The organism is Plesiomonas sp. ZOR0011 (genome assembly GCF_000800945.1).
In the GTDB taxonomy this organism is placed as follows: domain Bacteria; phylum Pseudomonadota; class Gammaproteobacteria; order Enterobacterales; family CAMTGL01; genus Plesiomonas; species Plesiomonas shigelloides.
Genome location: NZ_JRKB01000025.1, coordinates 75,579 through 95,294 on the forward strand (window position 1 = coordinate 75,579; position 19,716 = coordinate 95,294).

At 54.4% G+C, this 19,716-nt stretch carries 19 protein-coding genes; 3 read left to right on the plus strand and 16 right to left on the minus strand.

Annotated elements, in window-relative coordinates; genetic code table 11:
* Window positions 1–13 precede the first annotated feature (13 nt).
* The 5 genes from rbsC to kup all read right to left on the minus strand — a co-directional run bounded on the left by rbsC (window position 14) and on the right by kup (window position 5,895).
* Window positions 14–994, minus strand: coding sequence for a ribose ABC transporter permease (rbsC, locus tag L975_RS04260; protein WP_010862945.1), 981 nt, complete (start codon window positions 992–994; stop codon window positions 14–16).
* Window positions 991–2,496, minus strand: a complete 1,506-nt coding sequence (rbsA, locus tag L975_RS04265; protein WP_036769320.1) for a ribose ABC transporter ATP-binding protein RbsA — start codon at window positions 2,494–2,496, stop codon at window positions 991–993. The genes rbsC and rbsA overlap by 4 nt, the downstream gene beginning before the upstream one ends.
* A 19-nt stretch (window positions 2,497–2,515) precedes the next feature.
* Entirely contained in the window at window positions 2,516–2,935 is a 420-nt protein-coding gene (gene rbsD, locus L975_RS04270; protein ID WP_010862947.1) for a D-ribose pyranase, read from the minus strand.
* A 300-nt stretch (window positions 2,936–3,235) separates the two neighbouring features.
* A complete protein-coding gene (locus L975_RS04275) occupies window positions 3,236–3,979 on the minus strand; it encodes a metallophosphoesterase (RefSeq protein WP_010862948.1) in 744 nt (247 codons plus the stop codon).
* Window positions 3,980–4,026: 47 nt separating this feature from the next.
* Entirely contained in the window at window positions 4,027–5,895 is a 1,869-nt protein-coding gene (gene kup, locus L975_RS04280; RefSeq protein WP_010862949.1) for a low affinity potassium transporter Kup, read from the minus strand.
* A 224-nt stretch (window positions 5,896–6,119) separates the two neighbouring features.
* Here kup and L975_RS04285 point away from each other — a divergent pair, with 224 nt between their 5' ends.
* Genes L975_RS04285 through L975_RS04295 form a run of 3 tightly spaced genes read left to right on the plus strand, consistent with a single transcriptional unit; the run spans window position 6,120 to window position 9,355 of the window.
* Entirely contained in the window at window positions 6,120–6,608 is a 489-nt protein-coding gene (locus L975_RS04285) for a MarR family transcriptional regulator (protein WP_039046378.1), read from the plus strand.
* Between the two features lie 57 nt (window positions 6,609–6,665).
* Window positions 6,666–7,811: an EmrA/EmrK family multidrug efflux transporter periplasmic adaptor subunit gene (locus L975_RS04290; protein WP_047707396.1), complete on the plus strand. Its 1,146-nt coding sequence runs from the start codon at window positions 6,666–6,668 to the stop codon at window positions 7,809–7,811.
* An 11-nt stretch (window positions 7,812–7,822) separates the two neighbouring features.
* Window positions 7,823–9,355: a DHA2 family efflux MFS transporter permease subunit gene (locus L975_RS04295; protein ID WP_039046377.1), complete on the plus strand. Its 1,533-nt coding sequence runs from the start codon at window positions 7,823–7,825 to the stop codon at window positions 9,353–9,355.
* A 129-nt stretch (window positions 9,356–9,484) separates the two neighbouring features.
* Here L975_RS04295 and L975_RS17180 read toward each other — a convergent pair whose 3' ends face one another.
* From L975_RS17180 to flgL, 11 genes are all read right to left on the minus strand, one after another.
* A complete protein-coding gene (locus L975_RS17180) occupies window positions 9,485–10,867 on the minus strand; it encodes an OmpA family protein (protein ID WP_052181264.1) in 1,383 nt (460 codons plus the stop codon).
* 2 nt (window positions 10,868–10,869) lie between these two features.
* Window positions 10,870–11,724 (minus strand): flagellar motor stator protein MotA, encoded by an 855-nt coding sequence (gene motA, locus L975_RS04305; protein WP_010862954.1) that lies wholly within the window; start codon window positions 11,722–11,724, stop codon window positions 10,870–10,872.
* A gap of 10 nt (window positions 11,725–11,734) precedes the next feature.
* A complete protein-coding gene (locus tag L975_RS04310; RefSeq protein ID WP_047707398.1) occupies window positions 11,735–12,484 on the minus strand; it encodes a FliA/WhiG family RNA polymerase sigma factor in 750 nt (249 codons plus the stop codon).
* A gap of 6 nt (window positions 12,485–12,490) precedes the next feature.
* Complete coding sequence (gene fliL, locus L975_RS04315; RefSeq protein ID WP_010862956.1) at window positions 12,491–12,967, minus strand: flagellar basal body-associated protein FliL; 477 nt, start codon at window positions 12,965–12,967, stop codon at window positions 12,491–12,493.
* An 11-nt stretch (window positions 12,968–12,978) separates the two neighbouring features.
* Window positions 12,979–14,193, minus strand: coding sequence for a flagellar hook-length control protein FliK (locus L975_RS18550; RefSeq protein WP_052181265.1), 1,215 nt, complete (start codon window positions 14,191–14,193; stop codon window positions 12,979–12,981).
* A 14-nt stretch (window positions 14,194–14,207) separates the two neighbouring features.
* The gene (locus tag L975_RS04325; protein WP_039046375.1) at window positions 14,208–14,498 is read right to left on the minus strand and encodes a hypothetical protein; all 291 of its coding nucleotides are present in this window, start codon (window positions 14,496–14,498) and stop codon (window positions 14,208–14,210) included.
* The gene (fliS, locus tag L975_RS04330; protein WP_036768709.1) at window positions 14,495–14,890 is read right to left on the minus strand and encodes a flagellar export chaperone FliS; all 396 of its coding nucleotides are present in this window, start codon (window positions 14,888–14,890) and stop codon (window positions 14,495–14,497) included. Before fliS ends, L975_RS04325 begins: the two co-directional genes overlap by 4 nt.
* Window positions 14,891–14,904: 14 nt before the next feature.
* Window positions 14,905–16,221, minus strand: coding sequence for a flagellar filament capping protein FliD (gene fliD / locus L975_RS04335; protein ID WP_047707400.1), 1,317 nt, complete (start codon window positions 16,219–16,221; stop codon window positions 14,905–14,907).
* 317 nt (window positions 16,222–16,538) lie between these two features.
* Window positions 16,539–17,363 carry a flagellin gene (locus L975_RS04340; RefSeq protein WP_047707402.1) on the minus strand — a complete coding sequence of 275 codons (825 nt, stop codon included), beginning with the start codon at window positions 17,361–17,363 and terminating at the stop codon, window positions 16,539–16,541.
* A 229-nt stretch (window positions 17,364–17,592) separates the two neighbouring features.
* Window positions 17,593–18,642 carry a hypothetical protein gene (locus tag L975_RS04345; RefSeq protein WP_047707403.1) on the minus strand — a complete coding sequence of 350 codons (1,050 nt, stop codon included), beginning with the start codon at window positions 18,640–18,642 and terminating at the stop codon, window positions 17,593–17,595.
* Between the two features lie 170 nt (window positions 18,643–18,812).
* Window positions 18,813–19,715: a flagellar hook-associated protein FlgL gene (gene flgL / locus L975_RS04350; RefSeq protein ID WP_047707404.1), complete on the minus strand. Its 903-nt coding sequence runs from the start codon at window positions 19,713–19,715 to the stop codon at window positions 18,813–18,815.
* Window position 19,716: the final 1 nt, after the last annotated feature.

Genomic DNA, 19,716 nt, shown 5'->3' on the forward strand with positions numbered 1-19,716 from the left:
TGGGTTCAGAGGTTTATTTACCGCTTTTGTTATCCACCAGCACCGCCAGCAGGATCACGACCGCTTTGGCAATCATCTGGTAGTAAGACGACACGTCCAACAAGTTCAGGGCGTTGTTCAAAAAGCCAATGATCAGCGCACCAATTAAGGTCCCCATGATGCGCCCCTTACCACCGGCCAAACTGGTTCCGCCCAGCACCACCGCGGCAATCGCATCCAGCTCATAGCCAGTACCGGCGGTTGGCTGTGCCGATGACAGACGCGAGGTGACAATCAGACCGGCCAGTGCCGCCAGCAAACCACACAGGGCGTACACGGCAATCTTGACCCGATCAACATTGATACCGGACAGACGGGTGGCGGCTTCATTCCCTCCCAGCGCATAGATATAGCGGCCCATACGGGTGTGGTTCAGCATGTACCACGCAGCAATGAACACCAGAGCCATCAGCCAGATAGGCACAGGGATACCAAACAGATAACCGGTACCCAGCCACGCAAAGCTGTCGGCAGCATCGGAAAAACCGGTGCTGACCGGACGGCCATCGGTGTACACCAAGGTCGCCCCGCGCAGCAGTGTCATGGTGACCAAGGTAGCGATAAAGGCCTGCACCTTACCTTTGGCAATGATCACGCCGCTGATGCCACCCAGCGCAGCGCCGAGGGCCAGCGCCGCCGGAATAACCACATACACCGGTAACTCCAGCCCGACCATGGTGGCCGCTACCGCGCCACACAGCGCCAACACTGAGCCGACCGACAAATCAATGCCAGCGGTCAGGATAACCAAGGTCATCCCCACCGCAATAATGGCGTTGACCGAGGTCTGGCGCAGGATATTCAGCAGGTTATCCAGCATGAAAAAGTTAGGGTTTAAGAATGACACCACGGCAATCAGCACCAGCAGTGCAATCAGGGATTTTTGCTCCAGAAGCCATGCTTTACTGAAGTAACGGGAAGAGGATGTCTGGCCTTTCATGGTCTGCACACTCATGCTGCTTGTCCTGTGGGTTTACCGACGGCGGCGGCCATCAGTGCTTCTTGGGTTGCATTTTCAATTGCAAATTCACCGCTGATGCGGCCTTCGTGCATCACCAGTACCCGATCGCTCATACCGAGCACTTCCGGCATTTCCGAGGAGACTAAAATGATGCTCAGCCCCTCTTGTTTGAACTGGTTGATCAACTGGTAAATCTCTTTCTTGGCGCCAACGTCAACCCCGCGGGTCGGCTCATCGAGGATCAGCACTTTAGGCCGCGTCATCAGCCCGCGCGCAATCGCCACTTTCTGCTGATTACCGCCGGATAACAGGCCAATCGGTTGCGTCATGTGCGGGGTTTTGATGTTGAACAGGCGAATAAAATCCCCCACGGCTTGCTTTTCTTCTGCTTGATGCAGCGGAGCTAGCGGGCTAAAGCCACTGAAATACGGCAGCGCCGTCAGGGTCATATTCTCTTGCACCGACATGCCGAGCACTAAGCCATCGCCTTTACGATCTTCAGAGATGTAGACAATGCCGTGCTGCAAGCCATCTTGCGGCGAGCGGATATCCAGCGTCTGGCCATCTAATCGCACCTGACCGCTATGGCGCGCCAGCGCACCGTACAGCACTTTCATCAGCTCAGTACGCCCCGCGCCCATCAAGCCCGAAATACCTAAGATTTCGCCCTGATGCAGCTGGAAGCTGACATCATGCACCGCCTCGCCACACAGATTGTTAACCTCGAGGCGCAGTGCGCCGCGCGGCTGATTCAGGCGGGGATATTGTTCATCAAGACGACGACCGACCATCATTTCAATCAGGCGCTCTTCATCCAGCGCCGCCACCGGGCATTCACCGATAAATTGGCCATCACGCAGTACGGTCACATCATCGCAAATCTCGAAAATCTCTTTTAAGCGGTGCGAGATGTAGACGATGCCGCGCCCCTCGGCTTTCAGCTCGCGGATCACCGCAAACAGCGCCTCGGTTTCGGTATCAGTCAGGGCATCGGTCGGTTCATCCATGATGATGACGCGCGACTCGAAGCTGATCGCTTTGGCAATTTCCACCATCTGCTGCTCGCCAATCGACAGCTCACCTAACAAGGTGCGGCTGTTATGCCGCACATTGAGGCGCGCCAACAGGCGGTCAGCTTCTTGGTACATGCGTGGCCAATCGATACGGCCAAAACGGCCGAGAAACTCACGACCGAGGAAGATATTTTCGGCAATCGTCAGCTGTGGGATCAGGTTCAACTCCTGATGGATGATACTGATCCCCGCCTCTTGCGACGCTTTCGGGCCATTGAAACTGGCCGGTTGCCCTAAGTAATGCAGCGTACCGGCATCTTTGCTGTAAATGCCGGTCAGCACCTTCATCAGGGTCGACTTGCCCGCGCCGTTTTCGCCCATCAGCGCCATCACGCGGCCGGGATACACCGTCAGGCTGGCGCCCGACAGGGCTTTCACGCCGGGGAAGGCTTTGTCGATACCGCTTAATTGCAGCAAAGGCATATCCGCCATAACGGGCTCCTTAAAACACCACGCCGGAGTAGAAAATCAGGTTAGCGTACGGAGTGCATTCACCACTACGCACCACCGCGCGGCTGCTGCGGGTACGCACCTTGAAGGTGTCATGCGGCACGTACTCGATAAAAATCTCGCGCCCTTGCTCCGCGGCCAGCAACTCCAGATGCGCCAGTACCGCGCGGTGCAGCTCAGGACTCACCGTGGCAAACTCTTCAGCCATCAGTACCGCTTCCACCTGCATCTCCGCAGTGATGCTCTGCACCACCTGCATAAATGACGGCACCCCGTGGGTCAGCGCCAGATCAATACGTGCGGTTTCCGCGGGGATCGGCAGGCCAGCATCGGCAACTGTCACCGCATCGGTATGCCCTAAACAGGCGATCAGGTGAGATAACTCGGCATTCAGCAGCAGACTTTTTTTCATGGCCTTCTCTCGTGGCTGATTCAGAAAAATAGGCATCGAAACGTTTCGATATGCGCTAATTAAAGCATATCGGCGCAAAACGACAACTGCAGCAGCGCAAAAAACTGCGTTAGAACAGGGAAATTGGAAAAAATTTTAGGCTGGATCGGTTAAGCCGACAGGGATAGGAAATAACAGTCTGTCGGCAACATAAAACACTGTGAGCGTAGACACAAAAAAGACATTCCCACGCCCGAAAACCACCAACGTTCTGCCCGAGTACCGCGAGCCACCCAGCACTGCGAGGAAAAATGTTGGCGTTTAACGCTGGCGTGAGCCGCCATTGCCTTGGTGATAAGAGGAATAGTGGCCACGGCCACCTTGATGGTGCGGAGCCACTTCCTCGCCCGGACAAATCCAGTTGCCCTGCAGATCGCACACCGCGCGATAACCAACGCCAATCGCCTGAAAGCCACCACAATCACCATAGTGACGATTGACATGATGATGACCATGGAACAGGCAGCGCACCCCGAGCGCACGGGCCACATCATTGAGCACCGCAAAGCCACGAGCATGGGGCTGCGGCGCTTCGTGCGTCACCAGAATATCGGCTTGTTGTTGACTTAAGCCTTCCAGATCGGAGGGAAACAAGGTGGTACGGTGGCGCAGCGGTAAACCGCCGTGCCACAGCTGACTTTGTTCCAAATGCTGACAGTAGTGGATCGGATCGAAGAACATCGGTTTATACGGTGGCATCCAGATCTGGCCGCGAAATACCCCGCCTAATCCAGCCACACGCACTCCAGCCACTTCCGTGACGCGCCCATGCAAGTTGCGGCCACGAAACGGGCCGCTGAACAGTGCTTCATAGGCCGCCACCGACAAGCTGTCGTGGTTACCGGGAATGAACCAGACTTGGGTCAGCTCTTCCAATGCTTGCAGCTGGGCCGACGAATGCAAAGCCAGATCGCCCAAAATAATCAGCGCATCTGGCCGCCCGCTATGCAGCAGCGGCAGCAAATAGTCCAGTGAGCCGTGAGGATCGCCTGCCAACCAAATCACTTTCTCTCACCTCACCGCACGTCCGATCCTGTCTGCTGGAACCGGTATTATATTTCGACCTGCGCCCCCAACTCCACCACCCGATTCGGCGGGATATGGAAAAAGTCCGTGGAGCGCAGCGCATTTTTACTCAACCACATAAATAACAGGCCGCGCACCCGTCCCCACAAGGAGCGATGGCGCATCACCAAGGTTTCACGCGATAAGAAGAACGAGGTATCCATCAAGCTAAACATCATGCCTTTCATGCAGCAGCGGCGGAACACCTCTTCCACATCTGGCGTCTCTTTAAAGCCATAAGTGGCAATCACGCGGATAAAGCTCGGTGACAGCTCTTCGATACCAATATGCTGATCGGCCGCCACATAAGGCACATCTTCAGTGCGGATAGTCATCAGCACCACCCGCTCATGCAGCACCTTATTGTGTTTGAGGTTATGCAGCAAGGCATACGGCACCGCATTCGGGGCGCGCGACAAGAAAATCGCGGTACCCGGTACGCGGGTTGGCGGATTTTTCTCCAGTGCGTTGATCATGGTTTCCAGCGAGCCGTTGTTCTCGGTCATCCGGCGCACCAGGTGAAAACGCTCGCTCTTCCACGTCATCATGATCGCGACCATGATGCAGCCAATCAGCACTGGGAACCAACCACCGGACTCCAGTTTCATCAGGTTGGAGCCAAACAGTGGCAGATCGATACTCAACATCACCAGCAGCATGACGATCACCACCGGCAGTGGCCAACGCCAGTTATGCCACGCCACCACCGCCAGCAAAATCGAGGTCAGCACCATGGTACCGGTCACCACAATGCCGTAAGCCGAGGCCAGATTGCTGGAATGTTTGAAGGTCACCACCACCAGCGCCACCGCAATAAACAGCAGCCAGTTCACCAACGGCACATAAATCTGCCCCGCTTCCTCTTCCGAGGTGTGCAAAATGGTCATCGGTGGCAGATAGCCCAGCCGTACCGCTTGGCGCGTCAGGGAAAAGGCCCCCGAAATCACCGCCTGTGAGGCGATCACGGTAGCCAATGTCGCTAAAATCACCATCGGTAACAGCGCCCAATCAGGGGCTAACAGGAAAAACGGGTTACGCACGGCAGCAGGATTACTCAGCAGCAGCGCCCCTTGGCCAAAGTAGTTCAGGATCAGCGCGGGGAACACCAAAATGAACCACGCCAGGCGGATAGGTTTAGTACCAAAGTGGCCCATGTCGGCATACAACGCCTCGGCACCGGTCACCGCCAGCACCACCGAGCCCAAGGCCAGAAAACCAATCAGCTTATGCTGCCAGAAAAAGTCGATCGCCCAGCGCGGGTCGAGCGCCTGCAACACCGCCGGATGCTGAATAATGCCGTGAATACCCAGCACCGCCAGCAGCACAAACCACAGTAGCATCACCGGCCCAAACAGCTTGCCCACCATCCCGGTGCCGTGCTTTTGGATCACGAACAAACCAGTCAACACTACCATCGCCAATGGCACAATATACGGGTCTAACACCGGCGTGATCAGCTCCAGACCTTCCATGGCGGACAATACGGAAATGGCGGGGGTGATCATGCCATCGCCGTAGAAAAAGCCGGCACCAATGAGACCAATCACCAACAAGATCGCGGTGGTATGTGGCTGAGTTCGCCGTCCCGCCAAGGACATCAAGGTTAAGATCCCGCCTTCGCCGGCGTTATCCGCCCGCATCACAAAGCAGACATACTTGATAGAAACGACCAACATCAACACCCAAAACAGGGTGGACAGGAAACCGAAAATGACGCTTTGCGTCACCCCTAGCGAAGAGGCGGCCAGAATACACTCGCGCAAGGTATATAACGGGCTAGTGCCGATATCACCGTACACCACACCAATGGCGGCCAAAGTCAGCGCCGGAATATTTCGCTTATGTTCACTTTGCATATCACAATCCAATGACGGGCAGCAGGGCAGTTGTCAGCCTACCATGCCGCGCAGGAGACCCTGTGCAGACCGGGTACTCATCCACATATTTTATCAATTTGTTACGTATTTATCGTGAAAACGGCCCGCTGGCAGTTTGCCAATGATAGTTTCAGCCGTTACTATTTTTGCGAGAAGTATCTTTTGTCCGATTAATTTACTTTGCGTTAGATTAACAGCCTATCATGCCGAAACCCAAACTTCCGATTGAAACCCTGCTCGAGCGTGCCCGCCAGCTAAACGAATCTGACGCGCGTCAGGAAATCGTGCTGAGCCGCTTGCTGCAACACACCACCAATCAACTCTTATGCCGGCACAATGAGGCCCTGAAACGCTATCAGTTGAACGACACCCTGTTTACCGCGCTGGTGTTGCTGTACACCAGCGAGCATTACTCGTTGCAGCCCTCTGAGCTTAGCGACCTGCTGAATACCTCACGCACCAGTGCCACACGAATTGCCGATGAACTGGTGGCACGTGGTTGGATCAGCCGTGAATTGCTGGACGGCGACCGCCGCTGCTTTCAACTAACCTTAAATGAAACGGGGCTGGCCTTTATGCAGAGTTTGCTGCCGGAACAACGCCAGCGCCTGCGCAATCAGTGGGCTCAGTTTTCCACCGAAGAAAAACAACAGTTTGAATATCTGCTGCACAAGTTGCTGCAGCAATGCTGAGTGGCGAATGTTGCCACTCAGCGCTATCCCCTATTACCGTGCAAAGGAAGAGTTTTCATGACCGCGCCAAGCGCAAAAAATCAGGTTCGTAAACGAGCGCTGCTCGGCTTAACCACCCTATTTCTCGCCGCCGGTGTCGCCTATGGGGCGTATTGGTATCTGGAGCTGCGCCACTACCAAAACACCGATGATGCCTATGTGACCGGCGATATCGTGCCAATTAACCCGCGCGTTACCGGCAGTGTCACCGCCATCATGGCCGACAACACCGACAAAGTGATTGCCGGTCAGCCACTGGTAAAACTGGATGCGACCGACAGCCAACTGGCGCTGGAGCAAGCCGAAACCCAACTGGCCGAAACCGTGCGTAACACCCACAAACTGATGGTGGATGTCGGCCAGTTACAGGCCAATGTGCAGGCGCGCCAAGTGGCGTTGTCGCAAGCGATGTCCGATTTGACCCGTTTTAGCGCCTTGGGCCGCAGTGATGCTATCTCGCAACAAGAGCTGCAACATGCCCAAGACAGCGTGAAACAAGCGCAAGCGGAATTAAGCGCCGCCCAGCAACAACTGCTGGCCACCCAAGCCTTGGTACTCAATACGCCACTGGCTCAGCAACCGGCCGTGCAACACGCCATGCAAGTGGTCAAGCAAGCATGGATCAATTTGCAGCGCACCACCTTGGTCAGCCCAAGTAACGGCTATGTCGCCAAGCGCTCAGTACAACTGGGTAGCTATGTCACGCCGGGGACACCGCTGATGGCCGTGATCCCGCTGCACAGCGTCTGGGTGGATGCCAACTTCAAAGAAACCCAGTTGCAGAACATGCGCATCGGTCAGCCGGTGACACTGGTGTCTGATTTCTACGGTGATGATGTGGTGTATCACGGCACCGTGGAAGGGTTGTCCGCCGGTACCGGTTCAGCGTTCTCACTGCTGCCGCCACAAAATGCCACCGGTAACTGGATCAAAGTGGTGCAACGCCTGCCGGTGCGTATTCGCTTAGAGCCAAAAGAGCTGGATCAACATCCACTGCGAATTGGGTTGTCGATGACTGTAACCGTCAATACGCTGGATCGCGATGGCAATGAGCTGGCGACCTCCATCAAGCAAGACGCGCACTCGTCTACCGATGCACTGCACGTGGATATGGCGCCGATTGAGCAGCGTATTGCCGCTATCTTGCAGCAAAATCAGGGCTGAGGACGGCGAATATGAATGCGCCGTTAGAAGGGAAGTCATTGATCTGGGCCACCCTTGCCCTATCAATGGCCACCTTTATGCAAGTATTGGACTCCTCGATTGCCAACGTGGCCATTCCGACCATCTCGGGCAGTCTGGGGGCGTCCACCACGCAGGGGACGTGGGTGATCACCTCGTTCGGGGTGGCTAACGCCATCTCGTTACCGCTGACCGGCTGGTTCGCCAAGCGCTTTGGCGAGGTGAAGCTGTTTTTGTGGTCGACCGTGCTGTTCACGCTGTTTTCTTGGCTGTGCGGGATCTCCTCATCGCTGGAAATGCTAATTTTCTTTCGCGTGATGCAAGGTCTGGTCTCTGGGCCGATGATCCCACTGTCGCAAAGTTTGCTACTGGCCAACTACCCGCCGGCCAAGCGCGCCATTGCGCTCTCGCTATGGTCGATGACGGTGATCGTCGCGCCGATTTGCGGACCGGTGCTGGGCGGCTACATCAGTGATAACTACCACTGGGCGTGGATCTTCTTTATCAACGTACCGGTCGGGATTTTTGTAGTGCTGCTCACGGCGCGGGTACTGGAAGGACGCGAGACACAAAAAGAGTACAAGCCGATGGATACCATCGGGCTGGGCTTAATGGTGCTCGGGGTCGGCAGTTTGCAGATCATGCTGGACCAAGGGCGCGAGCTCGGCTGGTTTAACTCCAACGAAATCGTGGTCTTGGCGGTACTGGCGGTGGTGTCGCTGGCGTTCTTTATTGTCTGGGAGTTGACCGATGACAATCCGGTGATTGATTTATCCCTGTTTGGTTATCGTAACTTCAGCATTGCGGTGATCTGTACCAGTTTGGGCTACATGATCTACTTTGGTGTGATCGTGCTGTTGCCGCTACTGATGCAGACTAACTTGGGCTATACCGCCTCGTGGGCCGGTTGGGCCTCAGCGCCGGTGGGATTAATTCCACTCCTACTGTCGCCGATCATCGGTCGCTATGCGCACAAGATAGACATGCGGATTTTGGTCAGTATCAGTTTTCTGGTCTATGCCGGCTGTTTCTTGTGGCGTGCCACGCTGTTCTCGCCACAAATCAGCTTCGAGTGGATTGTCTGGCCGCAGTTTGTACAAGGGATCGCGGTCGCCTGCTTCTTTATGCCGCTGACCACCATTACCTTGTCGGGTCTGCCGCCAAGTCAGCTCGCCAACGCCTCCAGTTTGTCGAACTTTATGCGTACCTTGGCCGGCTCAATTGGCACCTCGATAACGACCACCTTGTGGGATAACGGGGAAGCGGTGAACCAGACTTACCTGACCGAACATGTGAATCCGTATAACCCCGCCGCTCAGCAGGCGCTGGACAGCATGCATCAGTTGGGGATGAACAGTCAGCAAGCAGCGGGAATGCTCGCGCAGCAAATCACCCAGCAAAGCTATATTCTGTCGGCGAATACCATCTTCACGATCTGTGGGGTGATGTTCCTCGGTCTGTTAGTGCTGATCTGGTTTGCCAAGCCGCCATTCAATGCCGCAGGCGGGAATAGTGGGGCGCATTGATGCGCCACGCACCGGTATCGGTATATTAATATTGGTCTAAAAACACATGTACAAAAAAGCCCGCCATCTTCTGGCGGGCTTTTTTTACGATTGCGCCATCGGCAGCAACCGAGCAATCATGCTTGACGCTCAGCCGTGTTCAACGCGTACCGGCAACAGCACTTCCGGCGCTGGCGCTACCGGCGCGGCATGTGGCTTCACCGGCAGTGCTTTCAGTGGCGCAGTAGGCGCACTGCGCTGTCCGACAGGCTTGGCGTGATCCGGCGTTAAGGTTGCCATCCCCGGCAAAATCGGATCAATACCGATACGCACCAGATTCCCAGCCTGATCGGTCAGCAGTGGCGGTAGCCCAGCGTTGTTGTTACCGGCATGGTTACCGGCGCTCGCCGCAGACCGCGCACGGTTAGCCGCAGGCGGTAATGTGGCCGGCTGCGCCGCGCTTGGCGCGACCGATTTAGACGGCACAGAATTAGCACTTGGCACCATACCGTTGGCGGCAGGAGCCGTCACAGTACCAATACCATTGACTGCATTGGCCGCAGGCCGAGGCGCCGCATTCGGCTGAGGAGCCAACTGAGACGTTACAATATGCGGCGGCATCGGTTTGGCATTCGCACGGCCAAACAACTGGGCAATTTGCGCAGCCGCTTGCTCAGTCAGTACCGTGATCTCAATGCGGCGGTTTTGGCCGCTCATCGGGTCTTCAATATTCACCGGCATCTGTTCGGCCATCGCCACCAGCTGCAGAATTTGATCGCGCTTCATGCCATTGGCCGTCATCACCCGCCGCGCGGCTAACGCACGCTCCGCCGACAAATCCCAGTTGGTGTAATCCACGTTGTTGGGATAACGGGTGTTATCGGTATGGCCACTGATCATGATCCGGTTTTGAATACTGCCCAACACCGGCGAGATTTGATCCAAAATCCCCTTAAAGAACGGAGTGATACGGATGCTACCGCGCTCGAACATGTAGTGTTCGTTATCATCCTGAATCAGAATACGCAAACCCTGTGGCACCACTTCAACCATCACGTTATTGGTGGCATCTAAACGCACCGCCACCGCATTCAACGCTTCCGCCAGCACTTCCATTTGTTGCTGATTCAGGTACTTACCTTGCAGCTTACCCAAATCCTTGTTTTTGTACTGACCTTGGGATTTATTCTCTTGGAACAGCGCATTACCCAGCTTATCGTTACCATCAAAATCGGATTTGACCGGGTTTTCCAATGGCGAGGCTTGCCCAGCAAAGTCTACAGGAAACGGGCTGTTACTGATGTCGAACACGTTATCCATGTTGTCGAACACGCTGTAGGTCGCCATGTACTGCTGAACTTTTTGCCGCTCATCTTTAGTGGCAACTTCCATCACCCACAGCACCATGAAAAAGGCCATCATGGCGATGGCAAAGTCGGCAAATGCCACTTTCCATGCGCCGCCGTGTCCTTCATCGTGGTCGTCGTGTTGGACTTTCTTGATGATAATGGTGTGGTGTGAATCTTTGGCCATAATCAGTTCTGCTCGGCAGTCAGCCAGCGTTCCATCTCAAAGAAGCTCGGTTTGTATTCGCTGATCAGCAGTTTACGGCCAGCATCCAGCGCCAGCAGGGTCGGACGACCTTGTTGCTGCGCCACTAAAATTGCCATCACCATTTTCAGGCCCATGACTTCTTTTTTCACCAAGTTGCCCATGGCGGCAGACAGCGGATCAAATACCCCGTAGCTCAGCAATACCCCGATGAAGGTTCCCACCAGTGCGGCAGCCACTTTGGCCCCGATCAGCGCCAAGTTGCCGCCGATGTTCTGCATGGTAACCACGATACCCAGTACCGCCGCCACGATACCAAAACCCGGCATCGCTTCGCCGGTCTTGGCTAAGGCTTTAGAAGGGCGCAACAGGTCATTCTGGATGGTGTGGATTTCGGTTTCCAGCAACGCTTCCAAGTCATGTGGCGACATCTTACCCATCGCCATCAGACGCAGGTTATCGGTGATGAAAGCCAATAACACCGGCGAAGCAGTGATGCTTGGATATTTCGCGAACAGCGCACTGGAGTCGGGATTTTCAATGTGCTCATCCAGCTTTTTAATGCCGTCTTTACGCACGGTTTCTAAAAGCTCAAACATCAGCTCAATAATCGCGCGGTAGTAATCTTGGGTATAGCCTTTGCCCAGCAGGGTTTTCAGCTGGCCACCAATGCCCTTCAGTACCGCGACCGGATGCGCCACCACCATGGCGCCCATCGCCGCACCGACGATGATAATCAGCTCCGCCGGCTGCCACAAAGCACCGAGGTTACCTTTCGCTTCCAGATAGCCCAGAACGACACAGCCAAAAACAATAAAAAAACCAATTATCCGTTGCATATACCCCCCATTAGTCCGGCTGGTTCCAGCCGTCTAACAGTCTGTTGAGCTGTTTCAGCGCTTTCTTATGTAACTGGCAGATCCGCGCTTCGGTAAGATCCAACACCAGAGCTATCTCTTTGAGGTTCATCTCGTGCTCGTAATACAAGCTCAAGATGGTCTGCTCCCGCTCCGGCAGTTGCTGCAGGGCGCAGGATAAATCACGTTTGAAACGAGCGGACTGAGCTTCATCTCCCGGCCAATACAGGCCGAAACTTTCAAAGCCATCTTCTTGCAGGCTGTCGAGACTATCGACTTGCTCCGCCTGACAGGCCAGCAAACGCTCGTGCAGCTCTTCATCGCTAATTTGCAGTGCCCGCGCCAGCTCCTGTCGGGTGGGCTTGCGCCCAAGTTCTCGGCTGAGGCTACGAATGCGGTCTTTCAGCTCATGGCTCTTTTGCCGCACTCCGCGCGAGCGCCAATCGAGGCGACGCAGCTCATCCAGCATGGCGCCGCGAATACGGGGGCTCGCCATCACTTCCAACGGCACATCGCCATCGGGATCGTAACGGCGGATCTCACCCAACAGTGCCAGCATGCCAATCTGCTCTAAATCATCACGGCCCAGTACCGCGCTGACCTGCGGTGCCAGATGATAGGCAATGCGGCGCACCAGCGGCGCATGCTGTAGCAACAGACGCTGTTCGAGCGCCTGTCGCCCCAGTTTTTGGCTGGTCTGATAGGCATTTAAGCCCTGCGCGTTATCCGCCGCTCCGCACATAGTCGGTTACTGCACCACCAGCTTGGTGATCAGGACTTTGTCGATGGCGCTTTCCCCGGTCATGTTTTGCATGGTGGCGCGGATCGCGGTCAACAATTTCGCTTGCAGTGCCGCTACCGCATCCGGCGCGGTCAGCTTGGCAAAATCTTCGTGGCTGAGCTCAGTGACAATGGTGTTACGCACCAGTGGCATAAACTCTTGTGCCTGAGTTTCAAACTGGTTGCTGTAGGTCATCAGCGACAGCTCCAGCATCATGTAATGCAGGCGGTCTTCGCCCTGCACGCTGATCACGAAGCGATCCAGATTGATAAAAATTGGCTTTTTCACTACCGCCGCGTGGGATACAGCCACCGGCTTCACCGGCTCTGCCGGTTTATTCATCACAAAGTGCCAATAACCCCAACCTGCCCCACCAATGAGGATCAGCAGCAATAGGGCAATAATGGCCAGCAAAATGACTTTGGATTTGTTTCCTTGCGACATCGTGTTCTCTCTTAAACCAGACTGTCAAAACCTGCGCGCTGACGCGGCAGACTGAGGGCCGAGATCGTGCTCTGACTGGTAGCGCGGCGGATCACCGGACCTTCATGGCCCGCTGCCTCTTGTTGCCCCTGCCGCCCTTGTTGTGGCTGGCCACCGGAGACCGACACATCAATCAAGTTCATCTGCGTTTGGCTAAAGTCTTGGCGCAGGCGATCGCTGCCCGCCAACAAGGCTTCGCGCAATTGCGGGTGAGCGGCGGTAAATTGCACGCTCAGTTTGTCGCCATCCATGCGCAGGCTGATATCCAGCTTGCCAAGCTCCGGCGGATCCAGACGAATCTGTGCATGTTGTAGCTTGTTGCCGGCTTGCACTTGGATGCGCTGACGCAGCTGTTCAATCAGCGCATCGCCCCACTGTGGCTTGTTGATATCCAGCGCCAACGTAGGCGATGGGGTGTTCATGGCATCTGCGGCGCTCGGCTGCGCGCTCGCGGCCATCGCCGTAGGACTCTTGGCGGTGATGGCATTCAGCCCCTGTTGGCTCATCGCCACTACCGGTGCGGTGACGTTTTTATCGCTCAGGGCACTGGCCAACGCGCTCAGATCCCCTTCGGTTAGGGGGATAGCTGTCGCCGCAGCCGCAACGGCGGGACGGGTGCTGTCAGCATTGCTGGCACGTTGATCCGCAGGAGCGGGAATATCATGTACCGGCGATTCACTCTTACCGTTGCCGCGTAGCAGGTTATTGCCTGCCAATCCCGTCAGAGCCGCGGTCAATGGCATCTCATTTGCGCCGTTTAGCGCCGCGCCATTGGCAAAACCTTGGCGTAACGTTTGCGGGTCGAGGGCTTGCTGGGTTTGCAGCAAGTACGCAATCTGCTGCGCTAAATCGGCTTGTCCGGCTGTCGCCGAGCTCTGCGCAGACTCGGAAGTCGCTTTATCTTCTTTACCGGCATCTTTACTAGGTGCGCCGGCATGGGCGTGCGCCTCGGTATCCGCGTGCTGCGCGGACTTAATGTCATCGCGGCTATCGGTCTTTGATTCGGTTTTGTTGTCTGCCGCTCCGGTCGGACGCTGGTCATGTGCGCTATTTGAACCGTTGAGCGACTGACTAAAGCTATGACCATCGGCCTTATTCGCCGCAGGTTGCACGCTGCTACCGGTAGCAGAAGATGCACCGGTACGAGAGGCGGACGATGGCGCGGAGGTCAGTTGGGTCAATTGCATTATCACGAGCCTCGTCATGAGTTCTGTATATAAGCCTGCAGGCCTTGTTGCTGTGAGGGTTGCTGGCAGATTTGCGCTCGAATTTGCGCTTGTTCACTGCGCGCAGCGGCAATCCACTGTGGATAACGACTGGCCAATTGCTTTAATACTGGCTGCGCATCCGCTGGGATTTCGGCACCGTTAAGACGTGACAGTCCGGCAAGCAATTTCTGATCCAGCTCCGCGAGCAGGGTAAAATCACCACTGCGCACCGCCTGCTCCATGGCTTGACTCAAGCGCTGTAATCGCTCACTGAGTCCACTCATTGCCCAGTCACTTTGCTCGGATGCAATGCCAGCCAGCCTTCGCGAATTTCGCTGATCAGACCGCTGACTTCATCCACCATCTCAATGCTGTTTTGCGCGTTGGCTTCAAACAGACGACGTCCACAGTAGTCATAAAGACGGTACAGCTCAGTAGCCACCTCACCGCCCTTTTCCATATCCAAAATGGCGCTCAGCCCCTGCAAAATATCCAGGCACTTGGTGATCATCTGCCCTTTTTGCTCAACCTGACCGCGCTCCATAAAACCGCGCGCGCGCGTCAGGTTATCCAGCAGACCATCTAACAACATCAGGATCAGGCGATGCGGGCTAGCCGCCGCCGCCTGGGCCTGCGTTTTGGCTTGTTGATAAGCGTTAAGTCCGTTATTCATCATCTATTCACTATCAATTAACTCACCAGCATGCCGTACAGCATGTTCTGGGTCTGCTGCATGCTGCTGATCATTTTGTCCATCTTGGCGTAGTAATCGCGCAGCGATTGCTCACGCACTTTCAGGCGTGCGTCGAGGTCTTCGCGATCTTCAGCGATCTTTTTCTGGTCTTGCTCTAAGCGATCAATGCGGGTGGTGAAGTTACCACCGGAAGTTTTGAAATCTTTTAAGTTACCGGTGATGCTTTGCATCAAGCCACTTTTGCCATCAGCGCCCAGAAAAACGGTACTGATGCTTTCCGGATTTTCGTTAATCGCTTTGGTCAGCTTTTCGTCATCGATTTCCAGCTTGCCTTGGCGATCGGTTTTGATACCGAGCATCGACAAGGTTTTGCCGTCATACACCTGACCGACACTGTTGCGCAGCTGACTCATCATGCCGCGCGTCATGCTGTCGCCTCCCAGCGCCCCCGGCTTCTTACGCTTCTTGCCGTCAGCATCGGTCACTTCGGTGGCCTTGGAGTGTTTGTCGATAGTGTCGACCAACTCGTTATAGGCGGTGACGAAGCTTTTTACTGCTTCTTTGGTGCCGTCATTATCCGGCTTCACACTGACGGTGGTTTTCCCGACTTGTTTGGCTTCAATCGAGATCCCGTCAATGATGTTTTCAAACTTGTTGTTTTTGGAGCTGAAGGTCAGCGAGCCCATCTTCAACACGGCATCTTGCGCGGTTTGCAAAGAATCAATCTTGGTCGCGGCATTGTTTGAAGTTACCGATACCGCATTGTCCTTACCGGTATCTTTACCGCTGATCACCAACGAGTACTTATCCCCCTCTTCGCGCACCACCGCTGCTTTCACGCCCGGATTGTTTTTATCACCGTTAATTTGCGCAGCAATATCTTCCAGCGAGCTACCGGCTTTGACATCAACACTAAACTTCTTGCCGCCGTATGTGAGGCTCAAGGTCTGATCTTGAGGCACTTTATCCGTGCCATCAAACACCACTTTTTCACGGCCAATCTGTGCCATCTGGGTAACGTCAAATTCGTAGTTACCGCTGGCCGTAGTACCGTTGACGCTGGCTGACAAAATTTTGTCGTCACCCGCCACCACGGTGGTTTTGTTCAGCTCGCGCGCAGAGTCCAGCTTTTCTGCTGCGGTACGCAGTTTGTTGACCGCCGATTGAGTTTCACGGTAGGCGGTGATCAGGGCACTGTTTTGATCTTCCTGGCGCTTCCACTGGGTTTCTTTCGGTAAACGCTCGGAATACAGCTGTGCGTAAATCAAATCTTCAATCGGCAGAGTACCGATACCACCAATGGTAATGCCCATAATCTATCCTCTGTCTACCGCGCGGCCACCGAGAGTACTTATCTCTCGGACGCAAAATGCTATGCGCTACGCTTTAAATGCAAAAAAAATGATGCAAGAAAAATGCCATTAAACAGTCAATTCACAGCCAATAGAGCAGAATTCTATTGGCGCGTAAGAACTGCACTTTGCTCTACCCCCTCGCCATCACATCCGCGAAGAAGAAGAACAAAACTCAGTAAAAAGGGGCCAGTCGGCCCCTTTTTGGATTGCGAGTTTTCCTTTGCGTAACCAACATCGGTTATCGCAAGGCAAAACCTATGCGTAATCAGGCGTAATTAACGCAGCAGACCCATGATCATGGATGGAGTCTGGTTTGCCTGAGACAGTACAGAGATGCCAGCTTGCATCATCATGTTCTGCTTGGTCATGTTGGCAGATTCTTTAGCGATATCAGCATCCATGATGCGGCCTTTCGCCACGCTCACGTTCTCTTCGATGTTAGACAGGTTGTTAATGGTAGATTGGAAACGGTTTTGTACCGCACCCAGTTCTGCCATAGATTTACCCATTGCAGCGATGGCTTTATCCAGACCAGAAACTACTGCACCGATAGTGCCCGCAGTACCGCTAATTGCAGCACTGGATTTGAATGCTGCAGCGGTATCAACCTTAACGGTGATCTTGTCAGCAGACTTCATTTCAGCACCAACTTGGAAAGAGATACCCGCTTTCAAACCAGCAGATTCAAACAGCGCTTTACCTGCGAAAGTGGTAGTTTTCTGAATACGAGCCAGTTCTGCATTCAGTGCAGAGAACTCTTCATTCAGTGCAGTACGGTCAGCTGAAGTGTTAGTACCGTTAGCAGATTGCAGAGCCAGTTCACGCTGACGTTGCAGGATGTTAGAGGCTTCTTTCAGCGCACCTTCCGCAGTTTGAGACAGAGAGATACCGTCAGCCGCGTTACGCTGAGCAACAGACAGACCACGAGTCTGAGATTCCATACGGTTAGCGATCTGCAGGCCAGCAGCATCGTCTTTAGCGCTGTTGATACGCAGGCCGGTAGACAGGCGCTGCTGGGAAGTGTTCAGGCTCAGTTGAGTGCTAGCCAGGGAACGCTGGGCAGTCAGGGAAGACTGGTTAGTATGAACTGACAGTGACATGTGATCTCTCCTAAAATACAGAAACAGGTCTCGTACCTTGTTACTGGTATTAGGCGGAAGGGTTTTGCGGCAGCTTAAATCTTTTTTTCTGCTGATAGGAAATTTTTTTCAATGGGGATGGATCATGCCGTGCTTATAGCTGCCCCATAAATTCATCATTACGGCCCTTAAAATCACAGCGCCGACACATGGCCGGCACTGTAGATATCGAGTTGCGACACAATTAGGGTTAGCGCGTCAGTAACGCCACCACCGTCTGGCGTGAGATGCCGGCCTGGGCCAACAAGCTCGACAGCGGTTTATTGACGATACGATCTGAAATACCCGTCGTTTCGGTTTCCGGCATCCGAGCATAGCGCCCTTGCAACTGGCGCTCAATCTGCTGCTGATAGCGCGTCAGCTCTTGCAGGGAGCTGCGGATCTGCTGCATCAAGCGTTCGATATCGGCCAAAGATTGACGTGTATCTTGGGTTTTGCGAAAGCTGAGCTTCTCAGCGTCCACCATCTGCGGCTGACGCTGCTCTGGCTGAACTTTAACCGGATTACCGGCTGGGAAAATCTGCCCGTTACCGGTCAACCAGAAGCCTTCTTCCACCTCTTGCCAGTTGCCTTTTGCAGCGGAAAACTCCAGATCGCCCCATTTATCGACCTCGGCACGGATCCCGCGCGATGACAGGCCACGGCTCAGTTTACGCGCGATGGTCGCCATATCATCTTCCGGCTCAATCTGCACTTTAACCTGACGTGGCTTGCCACCATCAAAGGCAAACTTCAACACTTCTGGCTGGCTACGCTCGCCTTGCAAGCGCAGACCGCGAATGGAAAAACGTTGCTGTTGATTACGATTTAAATGCCGTACTGAAAAATCGGCATTAAACAGCGGCTTCTCATCATAAGTCTGGTGCACTTGCTGACGCAGTTGCCGTTGCAACGAGGCCAGCTCTTGCGTCAAACGCTGACGACGGCCTTCGGTTTGTTTGAGGCTGCGCTGCGCCAGTTGTTTACTTTGCTGCAAAATATCTTCGGCGCTGTGCAAGGCTCGCAAGGCGGTTTGCGTTTTCGCTAACTGGTAGTGCGCCTTGGCGGTTACGCCCAGTAAACTCCCGCGCTGACCATGACGTAGACGTTCGATTTCTTCCGCCGGCGTGCGGGTATCTACCGCCGCGCTGGCCGACGCCGATACCGCCAAGCCAGCTTTTTGCTGGCTCACCACCGGAGAGTGATTCAGATCGGAAGTACGTTGGGTGCCCAGACGGGTACTGTTAACTTGGTTAACCAAGGTGTGTTCTCTTTATTTATCTATTTGCTTCAATCTGCATGCGACTTACAACCCGACGACGCTTTCGTCGTCGCAATACGCAGAGACAGTGCTCTGCGTATTGGATAAGTACATGGATAACCGGCGCATGTCACGCTTAACTCATGCCACACTTAACTTAAGCGACGATTTTATTTGATGTAGTTAAACAGGGACATATCGTTGATCTTGGAATAGCTCAACTGAGTGGCCGTTAATGCCAGCTCGTAGCCTTTCAGACGTGATGCAGCCTCTGGAATATCCAAATCCTTGATATCACCAATCATCTTCTTGTTCATCAAGGTATTGTCTTCGTGCGCGCCGGCCATGCGCTCCAGTGATTGCATCTGGCTACCTAACCCGCCCCACACACTATTTAGCTGTACTGAGGTTGACGCAATACTGCTGTCCGCATTTTTCATCTGCGCTTCCAGCTCGTCTTGGGTGGTGGCCGGATCGCGCAGAGCGGCGGTCAAATCATCAATGGCTTTAAACACGGTGTTATTACCGGAGCCAAAAATAGTGTCTGCCGTCATGTTAACCGGCAAAGTGACCCCTTCCGCGGTGCTGGAGGTGCGACGGGCGCTATCACCTTGATAGACATAATCCGGTGCGCTGTACGGCTTATTTTTCAGTTTGTTACCAGCAAACTGATAATCCCCATCCGGATTTTGGCTATTCGCTACACTCAGCAACTCATCACGAATGGATTCCAACTCGTTAGCCACCGCTTCTCGGTCATCTTGGGTCATGGCACCATTACCAAGACTCAACACCAGCTCTTTACCGCGCAGCAAAATATCGTTGCCGTTACGCATCAACGCTTCTTGCTGGGTGTATTCGTTCATCAAGTTTTTGATGTTTTTGCTGTACTGATCGGTTGCCGCCTGCTGACGCTGCAACAGCATGATCTGTACCGAGCCAATTGGGTCATCGGACGGCGTCAAAATTTTCGTCTGCCGCTGCATCTGCATTATGGTGGTGTTGTAGTTGCTGTTGGCGGTTTGCATCCCGTCCATCATCATGCTGTTTAGCTGAAACGTACTCATGCGCATG

Bases quoted from the DNA above. Each gene is read 5' to 3' on its own strand.
- rbsC (WP_010862945.1), bottom strand. From the start codon at position 994: ATGAGTGTGCAGACCATGAAAGGCCAGACATCCTCTTCCCGTTACTTC.
- rbsA (WP_036769320.1), bottom strand. From the start codon at position 2,496: ATGCCTTTGCTGCAATTAAGCGGTATCGACAAAGCCTTCCCCGGCGTG.
- rbsD (WP_010862947.1), bottom strand. From the start codon at position 2,935: ATGAAAAAAAGTCTGCTGCTGAATGCCGAGTTATCTCACCTGATCGCC.
- kup (WP_010862949.1), bottom strand. From the start codon at position 5,895: ATGCAAAGTGAACATAAGCGAAATATTCCGGCGCTGACTTTGGCCGCC.
- L975_RS04285 (WP_039046378.1), top strand. From the start codon at position 6,120: ATGCCGAAACCCAAACTTCCGATTGAAACCCTGCTCGAGCGTGCCCGC.
- L975_RS04290 (WP_047707396.1), top strand. From the start codon at position 6,666: ATGACCGCGCCAAGCGCAAAAAATCAGGTTCGTAAACGAGCGCTGCTC.
- L975_RS04295 (WP_039046377.1), top strand. From the start codon at position 7,823: ATGAATGCGCCGTTAGAAGGGAAGTCATTGATCTGGGCCACCCTTGCC.
- L975_RS17180 (WP_052181264.1), bottom strand. From the start codon at position 10,867: ATGGCCAAAGATTCACACCACACCATTATCATCAAGAAAGTCCAACAC.
- motA (WP_010862954.1), bottom strand. From the start codon at position 11,724: ATGCAACGGATAATTGGTTTTTTTATTGTTTTTGGCTGTGTCGTTCTG.
- L975_RS04310 (WP_047707398.1), bottom strand. From the start codon at position 12,484: ATGTGCGGAGCGGCGGATAACGCGCAGGGCTTAAATGCCTATCAGACC.
- fliL (WP_010862956.1), bottom strand. From the start codon at position 12,967: ATGTCGCAAGGAAACAAATCCAAAGTCATTTTGCTGGCCATTATTGCC.
- L975_RS18550 (WP_052181265.1), bottom strand. From the start codon at position 14,193: ATGCAATTGACCCAACTGACCTCCGCGCCATCGTCCGCCTCTCGTACC.
- L975_RS04325 (WP_039046375.1), bottom strand. From the start codon at position 14,498: ATGAGTGGACTCAGTGAGCGATTACAGCGCTTGAGTCAAGCCATGGAG.
- fliS (WP_036768709.1), bottom strand. From the start codon at position 14,890: ATGATGAATAACGGACTTAACGCTTATCAACAAGCCAAAACGCAGGCC.
- fliD (WP_047707400.1), bottom strand. From the start codon at position 16,221: ATGGGCATTACCATTGGTGGTATCGGTACTCTGCCGATTGAAGATTTG.
- L975_RS04340 (WP_047707402.1), bottom strand. From the start codon at position 17,363: ATGTCACTGTCAGTTCATACTAACCAGTCTTCCCTGACTGCCCAGCGT.
- flgL (WP_047707404.1), bottom strand. From the start codon at position 19,715: ATGCGCATGAGTACGTTTCAGCTAAACAGCATGATGATGGACGGGATG.